The 20,360-nt window shown below is 41.9% G+C and carries 22 protein-coding genes; 8 read left to right on the forward strand and 14 right to left on the reverse strand.

All coding sequences use genetic code 11. From position 1 onward, the window contains the following. The first annotated feature begins 12 nt into the window (after nt 1–12). The 4 genes from ACFO0S_RS07340 to ACFO0S_RS07355 all read left to right on the forward strand — a co-directional run bounded on the left by ACFO0S_RS07340 (nt 13) and on the right by ACFO0S_RS07355 (nt 4,299). The gene (locus tag ACFO0S_RS07340) at nt 13–351 is read left to right on the forward strand and encodes a metal-sensitive transcriptional regulator (protein ID WP_378141129.1); all 339 of its coding nucleotides are present in this window, start codon (nt 13–15) and stop codon (nt 349–351) included. A 13-nt stretch (nt 352–364) separates the two neighbouring features. Then, nucleotides 365–580, forward strand: a complete 216-nt coding sequence (locus ACFO0S_RS07345; RefSeq protein WP_378141130.1) for a copper ion binding protein — start codon at nt 365–367, stop codon at nt 578–580. 78 nt (nt 581–658) lie between these two features. Next, nucleotides 659–3,040, forward strand: coding sequence for a heavy metal translocating P-type ATPase (locus ACFO0S_RS07350; RefSeq protein WP_378141131.1), 2,382 nt, complete (start codon nt 659–661; stop codon nt 3,038–3,040). 80 nt (nt 3,041–3,120) lie between these two features. Continuing rightward, nucleotides 3,121–4,299, forward strand: a complete 1,179-nt coding sequence (locus ACFO0S_RS07355) for an MFS transporter (RefSeq protein ID WP_378141132.1) — start codon at nt 3,121–3,123, stop codon at nt 4,297–4,299. Nucleotides 4,300–4,323: 24 nt separating this feature from the next. Here ACFO0S_RS07355 and ACFO0S_RS07360 read toward each other — a convergent pair whose 3' ends face one another. Further along, on the reverse strand, nt 4,324–5,625 hold the full coding sequence (locus tag ACFO0S_RS07360) for an MFS transporter (RefSeq protein WP_378141133.1): 1,302 nt from the start codon (nt 5,623–5,625) through the stop codon (nt 4,324–4,326). Between the two features lie 109 nt (nt 5,626–5,734). On the opposite strand from ACFO0S_RS07360, the gene ACFO0S_RS07365 reads away from it, so the two are divergent. Continuing rightward, nucleotides 5,735–6,952, forward strand: a complete 1,218-nt coding sequence (locus tag ACFO0S_RS07365; protein WP_378141134.1) for a helix-turn-helix domain-containing protein — start codon at nt 5,735–5,737, stop codon at nt 6,950–6,952. Nucleotides 6,953–6,993: 41 nt separating this feature from the next. Here ACFO0S_RS07365 and ACFO0S_RS07370 read toward each other — a convergent pair whose 3' ends face one another. After that, nucleotides 6,994–8,322, reverse strand: coding sequence for an L-cystine transporter (locus ACFO0S_RS07370; RefSeq protein ID WP_378141371.1), 1,329 nt, complete (start codon nt 8,320–8,322; stop codon nt 6,994–6,996). Between the two features lie 204 nt (nt 8,323–8,526). Between ACFO0S_RS07370 and cls the strand changes: the two genes are divergently transcribed. Beyond that, a complete protein-coding gene (gene cls, locus ACFO0S_RS07375) occupies nt 8,527–9,981 on the forward strand; it encodes a cardiolipin synthase (RefSeq protein WP_378141135.1) in 1,455 nt (484 codons plus the stop codon). Nucleotides 9,982–10,189: 208 nt separating this feature from the next. Here the strand turns inward: cls and ACFO0S_RS07380 are convergent, their stop codons facing one another. Both ACFO0S_RS07380 and ACFO0S_RS07385 read right to left on the reverse strand, forming a co-directional pair. Then, nucleotides 10,190–10,561, reverse strand: a complete 372-nt coding sequence (locus ACFO0S_RS07380) for a VOC family protein (RefSeq protein ID WP_378141136.1) — start codon at nt 10,559–10,561, stop codon at nt 10,190–10,192. Between the two features lie 97 nt (nt 10,562–10,658). Continuing rightward, entirely contained in the window at nt 10,659–11,510 is an 852-nt protein-coding gene (locus tag ACFO0S_RS07385) for a M15 family metallopeptidase (protein WP_378141137.1), read from the reverse strand. 86 nt (nt 11,511–11,596) lie between these two features. On the opposite strand from ACFO0S_RS07385, the gene ACFO0S_RS07390 reads away from it, so the two are divergent. Next, complete coding sequence (locus ACFO0S_RS07390) at nt 11,597–12,790, forward strand: MFS transporter (protein ID WP_378141138.1); 1,194 nt, start codon at nt 11,597–11,599, stop codon at nt 12,788–12,790. 43 nt (nt 12,791–12,833) lie between these two features. Here the strand turns inward: ACFO0S_RS07390 and ACFO0S_RS07395 are convergent, their stop codons facing one another. From ACFO0S_RS07395 to ACFO0S_RS07420, 6 genes are all read right to left on the reverse strand, one after another. Further along, nucleotides 12,834–13,100, reverse strand: a complete 267-nt coding sequence (locus ACFO0S_RS07395; RefSeq protein ID WP_378141139.1) for a hypothetical protein — start codon at nt 13,098–13,100, stop codon at nt 12,834–12,836. Next, nucleotides 13,097–13,864, reverse strand: coding sequence for a membrane protein insertase YidC (yidC, locus tag ACFO0S_RS07400; RefSeq protein WP_378141140.1), 768 nt, complete (start codon nt 13,862–13,864; stop codon nt 13,097–13,099). Before yidC ends, ACFO0S_RS07395 begins: the two co-directional genes overlap by 4 nt. 81 nt (nt 13,865–13,945) lie before the next feature. Further along, complete coding sequence (locus ACFO0S_RS07405; RefSeq protein WP_378141141.1) at nt 13,946–14,755, reverse strand: helix-turn-helix transcriptional regulator; 810 nt, start codon at nt 14,753–14,755, stop codon at nt 13,946–13,948. A 78-nt stretch (nt 14,756–14,833) separates the two neighbouring features. Further along, nucleotides 14,834–15,733, reverse strand: a complete 900-nt coding sequence (locus ACFO0S_RS07410; protein WP_378141142.1) for a diacylglycerol/lipid kinase family protein — start codon at nt 15,731–15,733, stop codon at nt 14,834–14,836. Nucleotides 15,734–15,792: 59 nt separating this feature from the next. Continuing rightward, a complete protein-coding gene (locus tag ACFO0S_RS07415) occupies nt 15,793–16,122 on the reverse strand; it encodes a hypothetical protein (RefSeq protein WP_378141143.1) in 330 nt (109 codons plus the stop codon). 87 nt (nt 16,123–16,209) lie between these two features. Beyond that, on the reverse strand, nt 16,210–16,644 hold the full coding sequence (locus ACFO0S_RS07420; protein WP_378141144.1) for a GNAT family N-acetyltransferase: 435 nt from the start codon (nt 16,642–16,644) through the stop codon (nt 16,210–16,212). 98 nt (nt 16,645–16,742) lie between these two features. Between ACFO0S_RS07420 and ACFO0S_RS07425 the strand changes: the two genes are divergently transcribed. Next, nucleotides 16,743–17,240, forward strand: a complete 498-nt coding sequence (locus ACFO0S_RS07425) for a GNAT family N-acetyltransferase (protein WP_378141145.1) — start codon at nt 16,743–16,745, stop codon at nt 17,238–17,240. A 17-nt stretch (nt 17,241–17,257) separates the two neighbouring features. Here ACFO0S_RS07425 and ACFO0S_RS07430 read toward each other — a convergent pair whose 3' ends face one another. The 4 genes from ACFO0S_RS07430 to ACFO0S_RS07445 all read right to left on the reverse strand — a co-directional run bounded on the left by ACFO0S_RS07430 (nt 17,258) and on the right by ACFO0S_RS07445 (nt 20,350). Then, entirely contained in the window at nt 17,258–17,752 is a 495-nt protein-coding gene (locus ACFO0S_RS07430; RefSeq protein ID WP_378141146.1) for a DUF4064 domain-containing protein, read from the reverse strand. A gap of 317 nt (nt 17,753–18,069) precedes the next feature. Further along, nucleotides 18,070–18,351 (reverse strand): GNAT family N-acetyltransferase, encoded by a 282-nt coding sequence (locus ACFO0S_RS07435; RefSeq protein WP_378141147.1) that lies wholly within the window; start codon nt 18,349–18,351, stop codon nt 18,070–18,072. A gap of 40 nt (nt 18,352–18,391) precedes the next feature. Beyond that, nucleotides 18,392–19,354, reverse strand: coding sequence for a ring-cleaving dioxygenase (locus ACFO0S_RS07440; RefSeq protein ID WP_378141148.1), 963 nt, complete (start codon nt 19,352–19,354; stop codon nt 18,392–18,394). A gap of 99 nt (nt 19,355–19,453) precedes the next feature. Further along, nucleotides 19,454–20,350 carry a DUF1002 domain-containing protein gene (locus ACFO0S_RS07445; RefSeq protein ID WP_378141149.1) on the reverse strand — a complete coding sequence of 299 codons (897 nt, stop codon included), beginning with the start codon at nt 20,348–20,350 and terminating at the stop codon, nt 19,454–19,456. Nucleotides 20,351–20,360: the final 10 nt, after the last annotated feature.

The following is a 20,360-nucleotide window of genomic DNA, read 5'->3' on the forward strand; positions in this document are numbered from 1 at the left end:
GGGTATCTTATAATGGCAGTAATCCAGAGTCGAGGTGGTCAAATGGAAAATCTTCAACCTATTCTACCAGAGCGCAAAAGTCATCATTCTCAAGAAACAAAACGTAATCTAACCGTCCGCTTAAATCGGATTGAGGGCCAGATTCGTGGAATAAAAGGGATGATTGAACGTGATGCCTATTGTGATGACGTCATCACACAAATCTCTGCAACTCAAGCTGCACTGAATAGCGTCGCGAACTTGTTGCTTGAAGGACATCTGAAGAGTTGTGTCCGCAATAAAATGCTCTCGGGTGATGAAGAAATTCTGGATGAACTACTTGTCACCGTTCAAAAATTGATAAAGAAATAAGGAGGATTTTTCTATGATTCAACCGGTTAAATTACATGTAGAAGGTATGACATGTGGTCACTGTGTAAAAGCAGTCCATGATCGCGTAAAAGCATTTGATGCAGTGGACGAAGTCGATGTACACTTAGAAACAGGTGAAGTTGATATCGAGTTTGATCCAGAAGCAGTGGAAATTCGCGAAATCATCGCAGCCATTGAAGACGAAGGGTACACAGTAAAATCATTCTAATAGCTAATAACTGCTGACAAGCAGTTATTTTTTCGGAAAATATATACCCCCATAAAGTATAAGAAGGAGTGAAACAGTATGCAGTCCACTGAGATTCCAATTACGGGTATGACGTGTAGCGCGTGTTCAAATCGCGTGGAACGCGGACTCAATAAGGTTGAAGGTGTCGAACAGGCGTCTGTCAATTTTGCCAATGAAAAAGCCCATGTTACCTTTGATGAGACAAAAGTGACATCTGCTGATTTAGCGGTAACCATTGAAAAACTTGGCTATGGCGTTGCTTACGAAACCGCTAATTTAGCAGTCGAAGGAATGACATGTGCAGCTTGTTCCGCACGTATCGAAAAAGGTCTTACCAAAATGGATGGTGTTTCCCAGGCAACTGTCAATTTAGCCATGGAGACCGCCCAAATTAAATACAACCCATCCGCTATCTCTGCTCAAGAATTGATTGAGAAGATAGAAAAACTAGGGTATGGGGCAACCTTGCAACAGGAAGATACCGAACCGGTCGATCATCGACTAGCTGCCTATGAACATAAGAAACGATTATTTATATTTTCCGCCCTACTCTCTCTCCCCTTATTATGGACAATGGTCGGACATTTCTCCTTCACACAGTGGATGTATGTGCCTGACTTATTGATGAACCCCTATGTACAGTGGGCACTGGCAACTCCAGTCCAATTTTATGTCGGGGCAATGTTCTACCGAGGCGCATACAATGCACTTCGTAACGGAAGCGCCAACATGGATGTACTCGTCGCTCTTGGAACATCTGCTGCGTATTTCTATAGTGTCTATTTGACCTTGAATGGAGCCGGACATCACCAAGGTCTATATTTTGAGACCAGCGCAGTACTGATTACTTTAATTATTCTTGGCAAAGTATTTGAAGCACGTGCCAAAGGGCAATCTTCGGAAGCCATTAAGAAATTAATGCAGCTTCAGCCTACTGTTGCAACAATTGAACGCGATGGTGTGATTCAGGAAGTTTCAATCCAAGACGTTCAACAAGAAGATGTCGTGATCATACGTCCAGGTGAACAAATCCCTGTAGATGGCATTGTTATCTCGGGTCAATCATCGATTAATGAATCCATGTTGACTGGTGAAAGTTTACCTGTTGAAAAGGCAACTGGTGATTTCGTCTATGCTGCAACAATCAATGAGCATGGCTCGTTACGAATGAAAGCTACCGGCATCGGAAAACAAACGATGTTATCCTCCATCATTCGTGTCGTCGAACAAGCGCAAGGATCGAAAGCGCCAATTCAGAGACTTGCTGATAAGATTTCAGGAATCTTCGTTCCCATCGTGGTGGGAATTGCACTGATTACATTCTTGATATGGTTCTTTGTTGTCACACCTGGAAATTTTGAAACCAGCTTAATCAATACCATTTCTGTTCTCGTGATTGCTTGTCCATGTGCACTTGGACTCGCGACACCGACTTCCATCATGGCAGGCTCTGGACGTGCCGCTGAGCTTGGTATTCTTTTTAAAACTGCGGAAGCGATGGAACAGACAAAACATATTGACACCGTTATTTTAGACAAAACAGGAACCGTCACGAAGGGCGTTCCAGAACTTGTTCACATGGAGACGGCACCGGAATTTGATCAAGACGAGATGCTTGCTCTTGCTGCTTCTGCCGAACAGTCCAGTGAACATCCGATAGCGCGCGCTATAACAACCGCTTATCACGGAACATTTCGCGAAGTGGATGCGTTCTCAGCGATTCCTGGTAAAGGAATCCAAGCAACAATCGGTCAACATCAATTACTCATTGGAACTCGCATGTTACTTAACGAACAACACGTAACGGGTGATCCTTCCTCTCAAGTTGCGACCTGGGAAAAACAAGGGAAGAGTGTTCTCTACATGGCAGTAAATGGCAAGTATGCTGCGACTATTGCGGTAGCAGACGCAATCAAAGATTCTTCGAAACAAGCAATCGCTCGACTCCATGAGATGGGGTTGAACGTGGTCATGTTGACAGGAGACCAACCGGAAACAGCTCATGCCATTGCCAATGAAGTCGGCATTAAAGATGTCGTTGCTGGCGTACTTCCAGCAGGGAAAGCCGATGTGGTGAAAGAGTGGCAAGATAAAGGGCATAAAGTGGCCATGGTCGGTGACGGTATCAATGATGCCCCTGCCCTTGCTGCTGCAGATGTTGGTATTGCTATGGGCACCGGAACATCGATTGCTATGGAAACAGCTGACGTGACCTTAATGCAAGGAGACCTCATGTCACTTCCAGACACCCTCACGATGAGCCGTTTGACGGTGCGAAATATTAAACAAAACTTGTTCTGGGCATTCGCTTACAACAGTTTGGGTATACCGATCGCAGCAGCCGGCTTTTTAGCCCCTTGGCTTGCAGGAGCTGCCATGGCATTCAGTTCAGTTTCTGTTGTCTTAAATGCTCTTCGTTTACAACGCGTGAAACCGTAAACCACCTTGTCATGAGGTGGTTTTTTTCTTCTTAAAAAAAGTGTAAAATAGTCTTCAGATTGAAGAAAGCAGGTTTTCACATGAAACAATCGATTGCCCTCCTGATGTCGGTACAATTTTTCGTCTACTTGGGCTTTGGCATTATCATTCCGGTTTTGCCAGTAGTCATTCTGGAACAAAACTATTCTGAGGTGCATGTAGGTGCATTACTGTCCGTCTATGCATTAGCCTCTTTCTTTACGGCTCCCTTGTGGGGGAAATACTCTGACCAAACTGGAAGGAAAAAATTGATTCTCATAGGCTTATTCGGATTTAGCATAAGCTTCTGGATTTTTGCCTTTTCCTTTGATTCCTTATTCCTACTTTACCTATCTCGAATCGTAGGTGGGCTTTTCTCTGGAGCTTTGTATAGTGCTGTTACAGGTTATGCATCGGATATCTCGACGGAAGAGACCCGTAACAAATATCTAGGGTTACTTGGAATGTCTATTGGTCTTGGCTTTATATTCGGCCCAGCGATTGGCGGAATTCTTGGGGACGTTTCCTTGCAGCTTCCGTTTATCGTATCTGCTGTACTGACACTCGTATTGATGGGCTATGCCCAATTTATTTTGAAAGAACCTGTGCGAACAGGAGAAGCCAACAAACGACAACTGTTACCTAAAGGGGCCTCCACCTTATGGTCCTACCGAATAAAATATTTGTTTCTGTTCTCCTTTATGGTGACCTTGTTACTGGCCGGACTCGAGGCGACCTTCCAGTTGTTCCATATTGAACGAATTCAAATCACTCCCCTTCAACTTGGCTACCTCTTTTTATTTAGTGGCCTTGTGGATGCAGTGGTTCAAGGTGGGATTGTTCGACGAATCAAAAACGGGACCGAGACAACGTGGATTATTTGGTCACAAGTCATTGCTGCTACCGGCCTTGCACTTACTTTCTTTACAAACAGTCTGTTTATGGCCGGTCTTACATTGTGTATTTTCACGGCCGGAAACGCCCTAGCACGTACAACACTTGTTGCGCTGACAACCAAAGAGTCTGGTGGAAACTACGGAACAGCTGCGGGTGTGAGTTATTCTATGGACAACTTAGGTCGGATTATCGGTCCACTCACGTTTGCGATGATTTTCACACAGCTACCTAATACTCTCTACGTCGTCTCTGCCGCCTTATCTCTTGCAAGCATTCTTCTCATCGTCTTCTACCGGAAGAATCAGGCCACATTACGAGATCCATTAGTACAGCAAAACAGCTAGCCCCATGTGGGACTAGCTGTTTCTTTAAGAGGGTTGGACTTCTTCTTTTAATGACTTTCCTTTCTTTTCTGCTAGTTCGGGGTGGGCACGGTGTAGGATCGCTGGACGTGCCAAGTACAAAACTGAAACGACTAATGCCATAGCCGAAATCAGGAAAATCGGTTCTGGCGGGAAGACATCGAACAAGAACCCAAACAGCACCATACCACACGGAATCAATGCGATGGCAAACGTCTCGAGCAAGGCAAAGACACGGCCCTTATAATCGTCATCAATGGTTTTTTGAAAATACACTTGCATGGGTGTAGTTATGAAAATAATCGTTACACCTTGGATGAACATAATAGCGATGTAGAACACTAGCATCTGACCATAACTCATGGCAATGAGAAGCGGCATAGTAATTGTCGCAAGCATGATTCCTAAAACAAGGATTCCCCGTTTAGAAATTAACAGTGGAAATTTAAAATCTTTACTTGAAGATAAATAAACGGACGTCAGTAACATTCCAATGGCAAATGCCGCTTCCGTGAACCCAAAATGCTGAGCGGACATCTTTAACTGATCAATGAGGACATAGGAGTATCCCACTTGGAATGCGCCGAAAATAAAGTTTACAGCAAGTGCTATGATCATGAGCGACATAAGAATTGGCTGGTTTCTCACATAGGAAAGACCGGCTTTCATACTATCAAGCATCTTCTCTCCCTCTCCCTCAACTACATCTTTACGTTTAGAGAAAAGAGTGAAATTCATGGTGGCCTCGAGGACAACTGCAACTGCAGAGGCACACGCAAACACAATTAAGAAGACTTCGAGTGACACCGTTCCATACAGGATTCCCCCTACTGCTGGACTTGCGATGGCAGCAAACGAAATGGACATCTGATTTAATGACATCGCCTTTTGAATTCGCGGTTCGTCAATTAAGCTGGAGATCGAAGAACTGAAAGCGACACCTGAGAAAGTAGACGCCATGGCTAAGATGGCAGTTACCGTATAAATTGCTGGAAGAGATAGCCCATACATCGTCATATAAGCAATCAAACCTAAAATTGTCCCTACGATCGTAACTTGCGCTAAAATAACTATAGTCTTCCGATTATACTTATCTACGACATAGCCTGCAAATGGGCCGAGGATGGCTCGTGGCAAGATACTAAAAATAAGGTTCATGGCAAAACTGGATGCAGAACCCGTCATTTGCAGAATATAAAAGCTGATTGCAAATGTATAAACGGATGCACCAAAGGTAGAAATCAATTTGCTTATGGTGAATGTCCAGAGATGCTGCGTCGCTTTTTTTACTTTCCATGCGTCAGTCATGGGGATCCCCCTAAAAGTTTAATTCTATTAAACTTACTATATCATGTAAAAAAGTTGAATACAAGTACAAAGTTTAATATAATTAAACAATGAAAGTTGAGGGATAACGATGACTTTAGGAGAACGGATTCGCACACTGAGAAAAGCACGAAAAATGACACTTCAACAATTAGCTGGCGATGCCATCACAAAAGGCATGCTTAGCCTCATTGAAAATAATAAAGCCAAACCTTCTATGGAGAGCTTACAACACATTGCGAGTATGCTCGGTGTGACCGTTAGTGAGTTACTCGAAGAATCTTCTCAAGAGAAAAAAGCGCTTGTCAAAATGGTAGAGGATTTATTTCTTCCCTTAGACTTTCCGAATGTCCCCGTTTTACAACAAATTCTCACACTTATCACACCGTACCTGTCTAGTCTTTCTAGGGGGTATATCGACGGACGCCTCTTAGATCTCTACAGCCGCGCAGCGTATGAACTGGGGCAATCTGATTGGGAACAGTATTCGAAGAAAGCAATTCATATCTATGAAGAAAATCAAATCGTTCGACGATTAATTTCTCTCAAGCTTTTTCGTATCTTAACGAATTTCCGTGAGAGAAAGTATGAATTGGCACTGGATTTATTATTGAAAGAGCGGCAACAATTGGAGGAAAGTAACGCGTGGAGCGACCCTCTCACTCGTTTAGATTTGGATTATACAGAAGCTATCTTTTATTACGCCGTAGGACAGGAAGAGAAAGCATTAGAAACCATGCATACTGCAATCGAGTTTTCAAAATCTCAAAAAATCTTATACCGCTTAGACCACCTTTACCGGTTGGCAGCAGTTCATGCAGTAATGGCCATGGATAAAAAGCAAGTTGAACAATATGTAAAACGTCTCGAAGCCTATGCTGATTTTACAGATGATACAGAAACCCATGGATTTATCGCTTTTTTATGGATCCATTATTACACTACATTTGAACGTGATATACCAAAGGCGGAACAACTCCTTGATGAACTGATGAATACTATGGAGGAAGACAAGGATTCTAATTCTGAAAAAGTGGAGATGGCGAAAATCGCTTATTATAAAGGAGAAGAGCATCGAGCATTGGAACTTCTTCTGGAAAACGAAACACCTTCCTATATCAGTCATCCTATTGACTTAAGCATCTATTCTGAGAGGGAGTATTATTTAGCGAAAATTTATGCAGACCGTGGAGAAATACAAAAAGCATTAGCAATCGTTGAAGAAAGTTGGAAAACTCTCCAAACTTTCTTTGAAACACCTTATCAGGTGCAAATGAAACAATTGCGAGATGAACTTCTCGCAAAATAACCAAAGAGCCATTCCCAACCGGGAATGGCTCTTTGTGTGGATTAGTAATTTTCTACAGTTTGTTCAGACTGTGGTTGATTGTAAACAGTCTGATCAAGTTCTCCTGTGACTTTCGCTGTAGTAACTCCAGCTGTCATTGCCCCACTTACATTGACTGCCGTACGGCCCATGTCAATCAATGGTTCCACAGATACGAGAAGACCAGCTAAAGCAACGGGTAGATCAAGAGCTGATAATACGAGGATGGCTGCAAATGTAGCCCCTCCGCCAACTCCTGCTACACCAAATGAGCTGATGGCCACAATCCCAACGACTGTGAGAATAAATCCGATATCCAGCGGGTTGATTCCGACAGTTGGCGCAATCATAAAGGCCAGCATCGCTGGATAGACCCCAGCACATCCGTTTTGCCCAATGGATAAACCGAAAGATCCAGAGAAGTTAGCAATCCCTTCCGGCACACCTAACTTGTGCGTCTGCGTATGAATATTAATCGGTAAAGTTCCCGCACTTGAACGAGAAGTGAAAGCGAACAATAGCGCTTCCGACGATTTTTTCACATACGTAATTGGATTGACGCCAGAAATCAATAGAATCAACAAATGGATCAAGAACATCACAGCAAGGGCGACATAGGATGCCAAGACGAACTTTCCTAATGTATAGATGGCTTCAAAGTTTGAAGTCGCCACTGTACGTGCCATAATAGCAAGTATCCCATAAGGAGTTAGACGAAGAACGATACGAACGATTCCCATTACAAGTTCATACAACGCATCGATTCCTTTTTTCAACACCGCTGCAGTTTCCGGCGAGCGACGAACGACGCTTAAGTAAGCAAACCCGATAAAGGCTGCAAAGATAACAATCGCAATCGTTGAAGTTGGACGAGCCCCAGTGAAATCTAAGAATGGATTCGCCGGTAATAGACTAATCAATTGTTCTGGGAAGGTTTGATCTGCCACTTCTGCTGAACGTTCCTCAATGTAAAGTCCGCGAGATTCTTCCGCTTCCCCACTAAAGATTTGTTCTGCATTCAAGTCGAATAATGCAGCAGACGAGATACCGACAACTGCGGCTACTGCCGTTGTCCCAATCAGAATCGCTAAAATAATCCCCGCAACTTTCCCAAGTTGGTTACCAAGCTTCAATTTCGCAAAGGCTCCAATGATAGAAATGAAAATAAGCGGCATAACAATCATTTGTAGTAAGCGTACATAACCTACGCCAACCACGTTATACCAATTAGATGTTTCAGTTAAAACTTCTGAATCGGCTCCATACACAAAATTTAAAATAAGTCCGAGTGCAATCCCTAGGCCAAGAGCCGTGAATACGCGTGTGGAAAATGATTTATTTTTACGTTTCATCCAGATAAGCAGACCAATAAGTGCAAGCAGAGCAAGTACATTTATCCATATAAACACATGTGTTCCTCCTTTATTTTTTCAAGATGTACTCTATTCTATTCTCGTAATTCCTATCTGTAAAGTATGAATTACTAAGAAACTATATTATTTTTCTTTGCTTCGTTATACTGAGAGTAGAAAGTCGCAAGAAAAGGAGGATTTGACATGACAGCCAATCTTTTCAATATTGCCGCAAGTGTCGTTATTGTTCTAAATATTTTCCTAGCTATCGCTCTAATCTTTCTTGAACGCCGCGATGCAAGTGCTACATGGGCATGGATTATGGTCTTATTCTTTATTCCTATCCTCGGCTTTATCATTTACCTGTTTTTTGGCCGTCAACTTCGGAAAAAGACGTTGTTTCGTTGGGAAGGGCGCAAAAAAGTGGGGATTGATCAGCTGATTACTTATCAAAAGACGGCAATCGAAGAAGATCGGTTTGAATTCCGTCTCGATGATGCACAACACTTTAAAGACTTGATTGTGATGCATCTAAACAACAATCAGGCTGTCTTAACTCAAGACAATTCCGTCCGTATCTTTAATGATGGGCGGGAAAAATTCGATGCACTGATTGAGGATATGCGTGCAGCGAAGAATCATATTCATATGCAGTACTACATTTTACGGTTAGACAATCTTGGAATGGAAATCTACAATGTCCTCCTTGAAAAAGCGCGCCAAGGTGTCAAAGTACGCATTCTTTATGATGAAATGGGATCGCGTACATTAAAGAAACGGCATTTTAAAGAACTTATTGATCTAGGTGGGCGTGTGGAAGCATTTTTTCCAGCTATTTTACCGATGATTAATATGCGGTTGAATTACCGGAACCACCGCAAAATTGTAGTTGTTGATGGTCGCATTGGTTATATCGGAGGGTTCAATGTGGGGGATGAGTATTTGGGGCTGGACCGAAAATTTGGGTACTGGCGCGATACGCACTTGCGTATTGAAGGGAGTTCTGTTCACCCACTACAAACTCGCTTTATCCTTGACTGGAACCAAGCCTCTTCAGAACATGATATCGAATATGATGAAAGATATTTCCCTGCGATTCCGATGAAAGGATCTGTAGGTCTTCAAATCGTATCCAGTGGTCCTGATGAAGAATGGGAACAGATCAAGAATGGCTACTTAAAGCTCATCACATCTGCTAAAAAGTATGTCTACATCCAGACACCTTACTTCATCCCGGATGCCAGTTTTATGGATGCCCTCCGCATCGCCGCCTTGTCAGGTATCGATGTGCGTATTATGATTCCCAATAAGCCCGATCACATTTTTGTTTACTGGGCTACATATTCGCATGTGGGTGATTTATTGAAAGCTGGCGCCAAAATTTTTATATATCAAAATGGGTTCCTGCATACAAAAATGATTGTCATTGATGATGAAGCATCAACGGTAGGCACAGCCAATATTGACGTTCGTAGCTTCAAATTAAACTTTGAAGTCAATGCGTTCATTTATGATCGAGAAACGTCCCATGAACTCGCTCTGTTATTCGAGGAAGACATGACATATTCGACGGAACTCACAAAAGAAATTTATTTAAATCGTACGCGCATGATCAAAGCGAAAGAATCAATTGCGCGTCTCTTATCCCCAATACTTTAAAAAAGTAGCACACACCTAAGTGCGTCTACTCAGACTGCAGATAAACTCATCAATTTTGAGTTTGTCTATGGTCTTTTTTATTGTTGTCTTTGTTAAATAGTATGGTTGTTTTTCAGTAAAAAAATACGGGAACGTCTGATATGGACGCTCCCGTTCTTTTTCGTTACTGAACCTGTTTATGAAATAAGGTAATTAATCTATTTTAATCTTACCAGTGTACTTGAAGTTTATTCCCATTTGGGTCATAAAAATGGAAAAAGGCATGTCCCTTATCTTCTTTTATATTCTCGACCTTCACTTGATTATCAATTAGGTGTTGATGAAATTTTGATAGTTCTGGACTTGTAAAGCCAATGCTAAATTCTTGCTCATTATCAATTGTAAAATGTGCAAATGTTTCATCTTTGGTAGGTATTAAGATAAGTAAGAAAGGTCCTTCATTTACTTTTAATACGGCAAGTGATTCCGTATGGTTTAGTAACTGGAGCCCTAGCACATCTCTATACCATTGTGCAGACAGATCCAAATCTTTTACAGGAATTCTAATGTAATGTACTTGTTCAATAAATGATGTACTCATATCCTTCTCTCCTTAAGTTAATCCGGTATATCAAATAGGTCCCTTTCTAGTTAACTTCTTTCTTCCGAAGGTGATGTTCACTATGAAAGAACAACTATTATCTTTGTTCTAAGTATTCTTCGAGAGTCAGACCAGATTCATACACTGCTTGCGCTTTCTCTTTTCCAATGTAACGAAAATGCCATGGTTCGTACATGTACCCTGTGATTTTCTCTTTCCCTTTTGGGTACCGGAGGATGAATCCGTAAGTGTGAGCATGTTCGGCTACCCATTTTCCTGCGGCCGTCTCTCCAAACGATTCTCTTGCAAAATGGTGTTCTGCATTTTCTTCGCCTATATCAAATGCAAGTCCTGTCTGGTGTTCCGAATAACCAGGGCGAGCACTATATCGGTCTGCAGCTTCCTGTCCGTCGTTGCCTACGTAACGGGCATAAATCTCTTGTTGGCGTTCAAACGATCGATATGTACTGAATGCGACCAATCGAATATCGTCAAGAAGTGCAGCCGCAGCCATTTCATTAAACGCAGCTCGTGCTTCTGGGCTTTCACCAGGTGCGTAACCAGAAGGCAGTGGGTATTGTTTGCTCGCCATCAGAATCCCATCGATGTATGTTGGTTCTAACGGTAAGGTCTCATTTCCTTCATAACCTTTGGCTCCCGAGTGATCAATCTCCTCTAAAGGTAACGGATCTGCTACTTCTGGCTCTTCTTCCTCAACAGGTGGTGGGGGTTCGACAGGTGTAGGTTCTTCTGGTGCAGGTTCTTCTGGTGCAGCTGGTTCAGTAGGTTGAGTAGTATTGATGTTCGCCATCAGCTGTTGCCAATTGATCAACCCAGCATGCGTGGCATAATAGGTACCCCCTCCTGCCGCAAATAAAAGGACAAGCACAACAATCCACGGCCATTTCTTTTTTTTCTTGGTTTGGTAGAGCTGTAATCGCGTATTCATGTAAAGCCTTCTTCCTTCATGCAAATTAGTTTAAGTGTACCATGGTTCTTGAAAAAATTCTTTCTTTCCCGAAAGGGTGGCGTATAATGGAAGAATTGAACGGTAATTTGTTAGGAGTCGGTAAAATGCATTCTCAAAAATGGATGTCGCTGCAATTTTTTATTTTCTTCTTTACATGGGGAGTGTTCCTCCCTTATTGGACGGGGTATTTAACAAACGTGAAAGACATGAGTGTGTACGCTGCCAGTATTATCATGGGCGCAGGTATGATTGCTCGAGCCTTTTCCACTCTTGTTTTATTCCCTGAGTTAACGAAACGCTACAGTATACATATTTTCCTTCGAATATTGGCAATCGGGTCACTCATCACGTTTGTTCTGTATATTCCACTATCCTCTTTCGCGATGTTGATGATCATCACGATTTTGTTTAGCTTAGTGTATCCGAACCTATTACCTGCCATGGAAAGCTGTGCGTCACTTCTCATGCAGCGCGACCGCATTCATTATGGTCGGAGTCGTTCATTTGGTTCTGCTGGATTTATGGCCGCCGTACTCACTATTGGCTTCACGACATCTTGGTTCGGAGAACAAGCGATTCTATGGGTCATGATTGGCGCATTGACATTTGTGGTCATTGCAACGGCATGGAAAGCCCCCGAAACATTGGTTGATAAACCGGTTCGGGAAAATCAACAAAGCACCTGGCAACTTGCCAAAGTGTTAATGAAGCAAAAAGAGTTTGTTGCTGCTCTCGTGATCGTTGTGCTTATTCAAGGGTCGCATGCTTCATACAATAGCTATAGTTTCATTTACCTTCAAGATATTGGCGTTAGCAATGCATGGATCGGTGTCATTATCAATATTGCTGTTTTAGCAGAAATTGTGCTTTTCATGGCAGCTGACCGTCTCTTTGGCGAACGGAAAGTTATGACGATGTTTATTATTGCGGCAATCGGAGCAAATGTCCGATGGATTGCGATTTGGCTATTTCCTATCGCTTCCGTTTTTATCGCATCCCAAGTACTTCACGCCATATCCTTTGGCCTTGCTCATTTTGCCTTCATTCAATTTATTGCCAGGTCACTCGATAAAGCTTCCATCCCTACCGCGCAAGGATTATATGCCGCATTTGCGATGAGTTTGAGCAGTGCAATGCTCACTTTCATAGGAGGGTATCTCTATGATATCCAACCTGGATATGCCTTCTTAGGTATGCTCGTGTTTTCGTTACCTGCGCTCTTGATGATTGTCATAAGACGAAAACAGTTAACCATCTAAAAAAGCGTGTGTTCCCTTGAGTTTAAGGAAACACACGCTTTTCTTATGTCAAAATAATGATTAGAACGACAGCGAAAGCAACGGCAAAAAAGATGGCCATCCCTTTCATCCACTTTGCTTCTTTTCCCATGCCACGTTCTTTAAACGTAATCGCACGATAGCTGTTCGTAAAAACAAATACCAGAGTCATAAACAAGACAGCAAGGTTAATATTTCCTTTCACAACAAAATAAATCGCAAGTAGACTCGAAGCAACGACAGGAATCCCGAATGCCCAATTTCGCGTTCGTGAAGGTAATTTTTCACTCATGCGGCATCAACTGCTTTCTCGGGTTGTTGCGAATAGAATTTACGCCCTAAGTACGTTTGGAAAATCAACAGGAGACCACCGACCGTCCAGTAAAGTGGCAAAGCTGCCATGGACGTGAAGGAAATCAACATAATCATGATTGGAGAAATCCAAATCATAATTTTCATTTGTTGCTTCTGTTGTTCAGGTACAGTCCAAAGTGATACTTTGGCTTGTAAGAAGTACACAATACCTGCGATTAATGTCATGGCGACATCAGGTGACCCCAAACTAAACCACAAGAATTCATGGGTTTTGACATCTTCTGAATACAAAATCGCAAAATACAGTCCCATAATGATTGGCATCTGAACTAGAATCGGCAAGCAGCCCATGTTGAGTGGGTTGACATTGTGTTTCCGGTAAAGTCCCATCATTTCTTGCTGGAGTGCCATTTGCTCTTCTTTATTCTTGGCAGCTTTTAAGCGTTTTTGAATGTCGTCCATTTCCGGTTTCAGGGCATCCATCTTTACTTTCATACCTTGTTGCGCTTTGTAGTTGCGTAACATAAGTGGCATAAGGACAAGACGAATAATCACAGTAATGGCGATGATCGCAAGACCATAGCTTCCGCTAAACAATGTTCCAAAATAATCTAATGCCCAATCAAACGGTCGGACAAAGATGTTATAAAAATTCCCTTCCTTGTTCTCAACGCCGGCACAGCCGCCAAGGAAAAGGACTGTGGCCACTAGCAATCCGGCCAAGCTCCATTTTTTCTTCAATCTCGTCACCTTCATTTTTCAAACTATCCCTACTATATACTAAAACTTCCCTATTAATCAAACGCTAATAGGGAAGTTCACTCAGTTGACACTTTCTTCAAATGAAAATTGAAAGAATGTCGTTTCCGAGTGGTCCCGGAACTGCTTAGGTGTCACTGTCGTATATTTTTTGAAAATGCGTGTAAAGTAAGATTGATTGCAGAAGTGGAATTGTTCTGAGATATCTGCAATGGATTTTGATGTATGCCGCAGGAAGTATTGAGATTCCTCTACCTTACGCACATTTAAATATTCGACGAGTGTAATGCCTGTATGTTCACGGAATATACGAGACAAATGACTTGTGCTTATATTGAAACGCTGGGCGATAGCTTCTACGGAAAGATCGGTCTCGATTTCATCGTTTATGTATAAAATCACTTTATTAACGGTTTGATGATTGAACTGAGGCTTTGTACGTTCAGATAAAACATGAATGTAAAATTCAATAAGCTCTTCCCCACATTGTAAAAAGAGCACATCGCTCATACGGTTATCAATGACTTCCATGCATGCTCTACTAAAAGCAAATGATTTAGATGCTGGTACTTGGCTATCTAATAATTTTCGCGCCATTGTTGCAGCTAAATGGATGTAAAAAAGACGAGCGGCTCGAATCATCTCTTTGCCTGTTAACTGACTCAGCGCATCAATGATAAGGCGTAACCGCTCCCTTGCTTGGGCAATATCCAGTGTCTGCATATCATGGAACATTTCTTTTTCTAACAGGAAATAGCGTTCTGCGAGAACATCATTTGAAGAATCTGCACTGTATTCCAAGAAAGAACTGGAAAAAGTTTCAAGAAATAATTTGTCAGATGAAAGTGGATTTTTATGAATTTTTGTTAGCATTTGGCCTGACCTCTTTTTCTTTCACACATTTTATCTCTCTATTTTAATACATTTTTATCGGTTAACCAATACTTCGTACTAAATATTTTCCAATTTTACCGGAACTAGGACTCGTAAATGACGAGGAAGCACCTTAATCTCTACAGGTGTACAGTTTCTTTCATCTCCATCCACATTGCAAAATAGTTCTTCGGAGGTCTCAATGTGTACTTTAGATGTCTTAATATAGTCTACTCCATCATCTTCTGCGATTTTCCCTTGCAACAATTTGGTTCCTACACGTAAAAATCCAGGAATTCCTGATTCATGAACGATAAATACATGTAAGAATCCATCGTCTACCTTGGCATCTGGCGCTAACTTCTCAAAACCGCCCACGGAATTCGTTAAAGCAATTAACACAAGTGTCATGTTTCCGTCCCACTTGCCGTGATCATGCGTAATGGTCATCGTCACTTCATTGTCTTGAAGAATCGCTTTGGTCCCTTCTAACAGATACGCTAGTGACCCTAAGCGAGTCTTAGATTCTACGGAAGTATCCGCAACCTTTGAAGCAATCTCACCAATGGCAACAATGTTCATAAAATACGATGAGCCTATCTTTCCGATATCTACTGTCTTCTCTTTCCCTACTTTGAGTGCTTCGATAGCCGTCTCTGCATCAAGAGGAATCCCAAGTGCGCGTGCAAAATCATTGACTGTGCCAAGCGGTATAAAAGAAAACAGTGGCATATGATCTTGTTCAGCGATCCCATTCACTAGTTCATTGATCGTGCCGTCACCACCCATGCCTACCACAAAATCGATTTTTTCTTCACAAGCCTCTTTAGCAAACCTGGTTGCATCTTCCGGTCCAGTTGTCTCCTTAGTAGACACTTCATACTGCATAAATTCTAATACTTCAATGACCCGATCCTTGTATTCTGTTGCCAGTTCTTTCCCTGAAGAAGGGTTATAAATTATGACAGCTCGTTTCATGCTCAACTCTCCTCTTTATAAATTCTTTCAAAAAAAAGAGGCTCGAGGGAGCCCCTTTTTTAGTTGTAATCAACTTCTTTATTGGATACATCTGTATCTTTTTTCTTTTTTGATTTATCTTGAACTTCCTCGTTATAGTACTGCACACTTGTCATCGCGCCTTCATCCACCATTTTGTTATCGTCCACATCTTGTGGATCGGGATGACCCGCTGTTCCATAAGATGATTTAGATGTCGATGAGTTTTCCATATAGTTGTTCATCTTCGTTTTTAAGTTATTAAATTGAACCATCGCTTTATCACGATTCTCTTTCTTGCTGAAGTAAGCATAAGCCGCTGCAGCAATACCTGCTACTAATAAGTTAGATCCACCTGATTTTTTAGCCATATCTATTCCCTCCAATTTTTCATATTAAATCTGAATTCATATTCTATTAGTACCCTGATCTTTTAAAAACTAACCTGTCTTGCAAAATTAATTTCGAATCATATAGACATGCGGGATCCCATCTTCTAAAAATTCTTCAGAGACCGTTTCAAAACCAAATCTTCTATAGAACGATTGTAGATGCGCTTGTGCACACAGTCGAATAGAACTTTCTTTATAGCGATTCTCGGTTTCCTCTACAGCACGTATCATGAGGTCATTTGCCAAACCGCTTCCGCGCTTAGATTCTTCAACAATCACACGTCCTATAGAAGGTTCTGCGTATTTTCCTGGGGGGAGCACCCGGCAATATGCTAAAAGCTTACCATGCTCTCTGTACTGAATATGTATGGCATCATAGTCCATTCCATCAAGTTCCGGGTATGGGCATGTCTGTTCAACCACAAACACATTGACTCGGAGCTCTAAGATTTCATACAGTTCTTTCGTGGATAATGCATCAAATTCACTAGATGTCCACACTCGGCATTCCTCCTCATTTTGGTTCAATTATGACATATATTCTAGCATGTCAACCAGAAATTTGGTATGATGACTGAAATAGTTTAGAGGTGATGGTTTTGATCCGGAGAATGACTGATAACGATATAGTTGCCGTGCGCGAAGTTGCTCTTGCCAGTTGGAAAGAAACCTATGCTTCCCTGTTTCCAGTAGAAGTGCAGGAAGACTGGTTTGAACGCACCTATTCTGCAGCTATGCTAAGTAAACAGCTTGAAAAAACGCTTATGTACGTGATAGAAGATCAGCAAATCGTTTGTGGCTTTGTAAGTTTTACTAAAGTTGATGAGGATGGCGACTCAGAGTTGACGGCCCTCTACATAATGCCGAGCAAGATGAATCTGGGCTTTGGGACGAAACTTGTAGCACATGGTCTAGAAGAGTTGCGTGCGACTGGCGAGCAATTGCACGTCTATGTAGAAAGCACGAATGAGATTGCAAGAGCTTTTTATGAAAAAATTGGTTTTCAACTTGTGGATGAATTCGAGGAGTATTTTGAAGGTCATCAAGTCACAACAGCTCAATATCAATACCCATTAAAAACCCCAACCTTCAGCTAAAGGTTGGGGCCATTTTTTTATAGTGGACGATTTGGTTCGTAATAAGTCAAATCATCTTTTGTCGTCATTTGGTCATCGCTAAAGGGTGGTTTGCGTACAAAGCTCATAATCGCCGCAATGTAGAGAAGAATAGATGTTAAAGATAAGAAGAATGCAAAAATCCCAGCAATGATAAAGAAGATTCCCGCACGCTTTGGATTCTTGTTTTTCGAGATATTGATGATGGCTAAAATATTGAAAATCAAACTAATGACAAGCAGCACGACAAGCGTCCATCCAAAAATGCCAAAGACATCAATAAATCCTCCAACACCTTGCATAATGACATCTAAATCCTCACCGGCAAGCGTTGGATCAGCTGCTAACTCACTCTCAATTTCTTGTAGGACCGCCTCGTCTTGAAAAGCAGCGCTTCCGCCAGAAACAAATAAGACCATTAAAATAATGGAGATAAATGTGAAGACTGCACCGATAATACCAAGTGCGATTTCACCTGTTCTTGAAAAGTTCATGTAGATTCCTCCCTGTTGAATTGTACAGTACATGTACGTTTATTAGATAAAAATGTTTCATCTAAACTCGGTATACCCATAAAATAGGACAAAAAAACTAGATTAAGCGCCTTCTTCGCGGGTATTTAAAAAGTAGACAATATTACACTAAGAGAGGATGAATGACATGGAAAAGAAACTCGTGTTTTCACAAGGAGATTTTCTTTATACATTAGCAGGCGCAACTGGACTGACTGCACTTGTGGTATTCTTTATATGATGAACCAACGTCCAAGATAAAGGCAATCCAAGTTCTGAGCGAACCGGATTGCCTTTTATTATGCCTTCACGTCATCGTACTCTTTGTATCGATCGAATGCAGTTACCACATAGGAACATACCGCTTCCATTTTATAATCATTTTTTCGTGCATAGTCAGCAGCTTGATCCAGTAGTTTCTTAGCTACTCCACCACCGCGCACGCTCGGAGAAACAAATGTATGATCCATGACCATAATATCGCCCAACAATGTCCACGTAATCTCTCCCACTTTTTCATTACCTTCTCGAGCCTGATAAGCAAAGACATCATTTCCTAATTCCGTGTATTGAAATTCCATGAATCATCACTCCTTTTTCTTAGTCTATCATATTTTCACATTAGAACGTCAACGGACGAAGTTTGGCTTCAATTTCTTGTCGCTTCCCTTCTAAGAATGGCGGAAGCGCGAGCTGTTCTCCAAGTTTTTCAAGATGTTCATCCGTGGCAAAACCAGGTTCATCCGTTGCTAATTCATAGAGTATGCCACTCGGCTCACGAAAATAAATGGATTTGAAATAATAGCGGTCGACTAATCCAGACGTTTGGTATCCAGCCTTCGTCAGTCGCTCTTGCCACTTCGGATAGTCTTCCATGTTTGGTATACGAAATGCGACGTGATGGACACTGCCTCGTCCTGGACGTTCTGGTGGTAAATCTGTCCTTGTATAAACATGGACTTCCCCAGCAGGACCTCCTTTACCCGTCGTTAACACCTCTACATCAGGCATATTCGGAACATCTGATGGATAACTCCCTGCTTTCACAAATCCTAAAATGTCTGTTAACGTTGCAACTGTCCGCTCAGCATGGCGTACGGTTACATACGACGGCCCGAGCCCTACAATGGCAAATGCCTCCGAAATTTCGGGCGTTACCCAAGGCTCTCCATATGGAATACCTACTCCCTCGTCAACAACGAGATGGAGCCGGGACCCTTCAAAGTCTTCAAAGTAGATCACGGGGCGACCAAAAGCCTCCGATTTCTTAACATTTGGAACTTTAAATGACGTGAGGCGGTCATACCAAAAATCATAGGCTTCTTTTGATTGGATTCGGAAGCCTGTGCTACTGATACTCGATACTCCTGGGTAGGTTTTACCGGCCATTGGAATATCGAAGTACGTCATATCTGTACCTGGTGTTCCGACAGCGTCTGCATAAAATAAATGATAAGTGGATGGAGAGTCTTGATTCACACTCTTCTTAACAAGACGCATACCTAAAATATGTGTAAAGAAGTGATGATTTTTCACTGCATCTTTTGTGATGGCTGACACGTGGTGAATCCCTGCAAGTTTCATACGATTTCCCCTTATCTTGAATTCGAGATTAGTTGTAGTATACGCACTTTCACAAAAAAAGAAAAGAAACATCCCTTGTAAGGATGCTTCTAGTAATCGTTAGTTAAAAATGGAGCGAATGGACGTCATTAAGTCGTCGAAAAACTTCCGAACGCTGTTCCAAAAGCCCTCGTTTTCCACAATCGTAGTAAGCTGGTCTTGAATCGTTTTGCTAAGATCATTTAATTGGGTCGACCACTGGCTAAAATCTATATCGAGCTGACGAATGCGATCCATCAAATCAATCAACAATTGGCGATCCTGTTCAGACAGTTCAATTTGTAGACGAGATAATTGATCCGAAACAATTTGTTCGACATCTTCTCGAGTGGCTGGATTTTGTTCAGCAATCTGTTTTTTAATTTCAGTTAACAATTCACTTACTTTCTCCTGATCCACACCGGATTCTTCCGACAGGATTGTCGCTACAGATAATTCTTCATTAGCTACATCTGTTCTTTCTGAATCCAATTGTTCACCTGTAGCTTCATAGGCTTTATAGATTCCCACAAGTGCTGAGTGACCTGTCACCGGACTTGGTGCAGCTACTTCAACTGTCGCATTTTCAATACCTGCTGTTAGCATGGCATTTGCGTACATTTCATTCGTTACTTGAGTAATATTATCTGGTGTCACAATAGATATAACAAGCCCTTTCCCTTCTTCGGTACGGGTTATCTTGGCTGAAGAGAACATGCGTGCAGAAGGGTTTCCGTCTTTAATATACGTCGCAAGGTCCGCCCCAGTCACCTCAATCTCTTCGATAGTAGCGGATTCGGATACTTTCAACGCCTGTTGAACGCTTACTTTCTGTTCAGCTGTAAGGTTAGCACCATAGACAACAATTGGGACGCCTAATTTTTCATCTATAACTTCTTGATTTTTTTCAGTATCTGCTAGTGCAGAAATTGGTAAAAGCAACATAAGTGCGAGAATACTCAGTAGGATTTTTTTCATCATCGTTTCC

The organism is Chryseomicrobium palamuruense, from assembly GCF_042649045.1.
Lineage (GTDB): Bacteria > Bacillota > Bacilli > Bacillales_A > Planococcaceae > Chryseomicrobium > Chryseomicrobium palamuruense.

Bases quoted from the DNA above. Each gene is read 5' to 3' on its own strand.
- ACFO0S_RS07340 (WP_378141129.1), top strand. From the start codon at position 13: ATGGCAGTAATCCAGAGTCGAGGTGGTCAAATGGAAAATCTTCAACCT.
- ACFO0S_RS07345 (WP_378141130.1), top strand. From the start codon at position 365: ATGATTCAACCGGTTAAATTACATGTAGAAGGTATGACATGTGGTCAC.
- ACFO0S_RS07350 (WP_378141131.1), top strand. From the start codon at position 659: ATGCAGTCCACTGAGATTCCAATTACGGGTATGACGTGTAGCGCGTGT.
- ACFO0S_RS07355 (WP_378141132.1), top strand. From the start codon at position 3,121: ATGAAACAATCGATTGCCCTCCTGATGTCGGTACAATTTTTCGTCTAC.
- ACFO0S_RS07360 (WP_378141133.1), bottom strand. From the start codon at position 5,625: ATGACTGACGCATGGAAAGTAAAAAAAGCGACGCAGCATCTCTGGACA.
- ACFO0S_RS07365 (WP_378141134.1), top strand. From the start codon at position 5,735: ATGACTTTAGGAGAACGGATTCGCACACTGAGAAAAGCACGAAAAATG.
- ACFO0S_RS07370 (WP_378141371.1), bottom strand. From the start codon at position 8,322: ATGAAACGTAAAAATAAATCATTTTCCACACGCGTATTCACGGCTCTT.
- cls (WP_378141135.1), top strand. From the start codon at position 8,527: ATGACAGCCAATCTTTTCAATATTGCCGCAAGTGTCGTTATTGTTCTA.
- ACFO0S_RS07380 (WP_378141136.1), bottom strand. From the start codon at position 10,561: ATGAGTACATCATTTATTGAACAAGTACATTACATTAGAATTCCTGTA.
- ACFO0S_RS07385 (WP_378141137.1), bottom strand. From the start codon at position 11,510: ATGAATACGCGATTACAGCTCTACCAAACCAAGAAAAAAAAGAAATGG.
- ACFO0S_RS07390 (WP_378141138.1), top strand. From the start codon at position 11,597: ATGGAAGAATTGAACGGTAATTTGTTAGGAGTCGGTAAAATGCATTCT.
- ACFO0S_RS07395 (WP_378141139.1), bottom strand. From the start codon at position 13,100: ATGAGTGAAAAATTACCTTCACGAACGCGAAATTGGGCATTCGGGATT.
- ACFO0S_RS07405 (WP_378141141.1), bottom strand. From the start codon at position 14,755: ATGCTAACAAAAATTCATAAAAATCCACTTTCATCTGACAAATTATTT.
- ACFO0S_RS07410 (WP_378141142.1), bottom strand. From the start codon at position 15,733: ATGAAACGAGCTGTCATAATTTATAACCCTTCTTCAGGGAAAGAACTG.
- ACFO0S_RS07415 (WP_378141143.1), bottom strand. From the start codon at position 16,122: ATGGCTAAAAAATCAGGTGGATCTAACTTATTAGTAGCAGGTATTGCT.
- ACFO0S_RS07430 (WP_378141146.1), bottom strand. From the start codon at position 17,752: ATGAACTTTTCAAGAACAGGTGAAATCGCACTTGGTATTATCGGTGCA.
- ACFO0S_RS07435 (WP_378141147.1), bottom strand. From the start codon at position 18,351: ATGGAATTTCAATACACGGAATTAGGAAATGATGTCTTTGCTTATCAG.
- ACFO0S_RS07440 (WP_378141148.1), bottom strand. From the start codon at position 19,354: ATGAAACTTGCAGGGATTCACCACGTGTCAGCCATCACAAAAGATGCA.
- ACFO0S_RS07445 (WP_378141149.1), bottom strand. From the start codon at position 20,350: ATGAAAAAAATCCTACTGAGTATTCTCGCACTTATGTTGCTTTTACCA.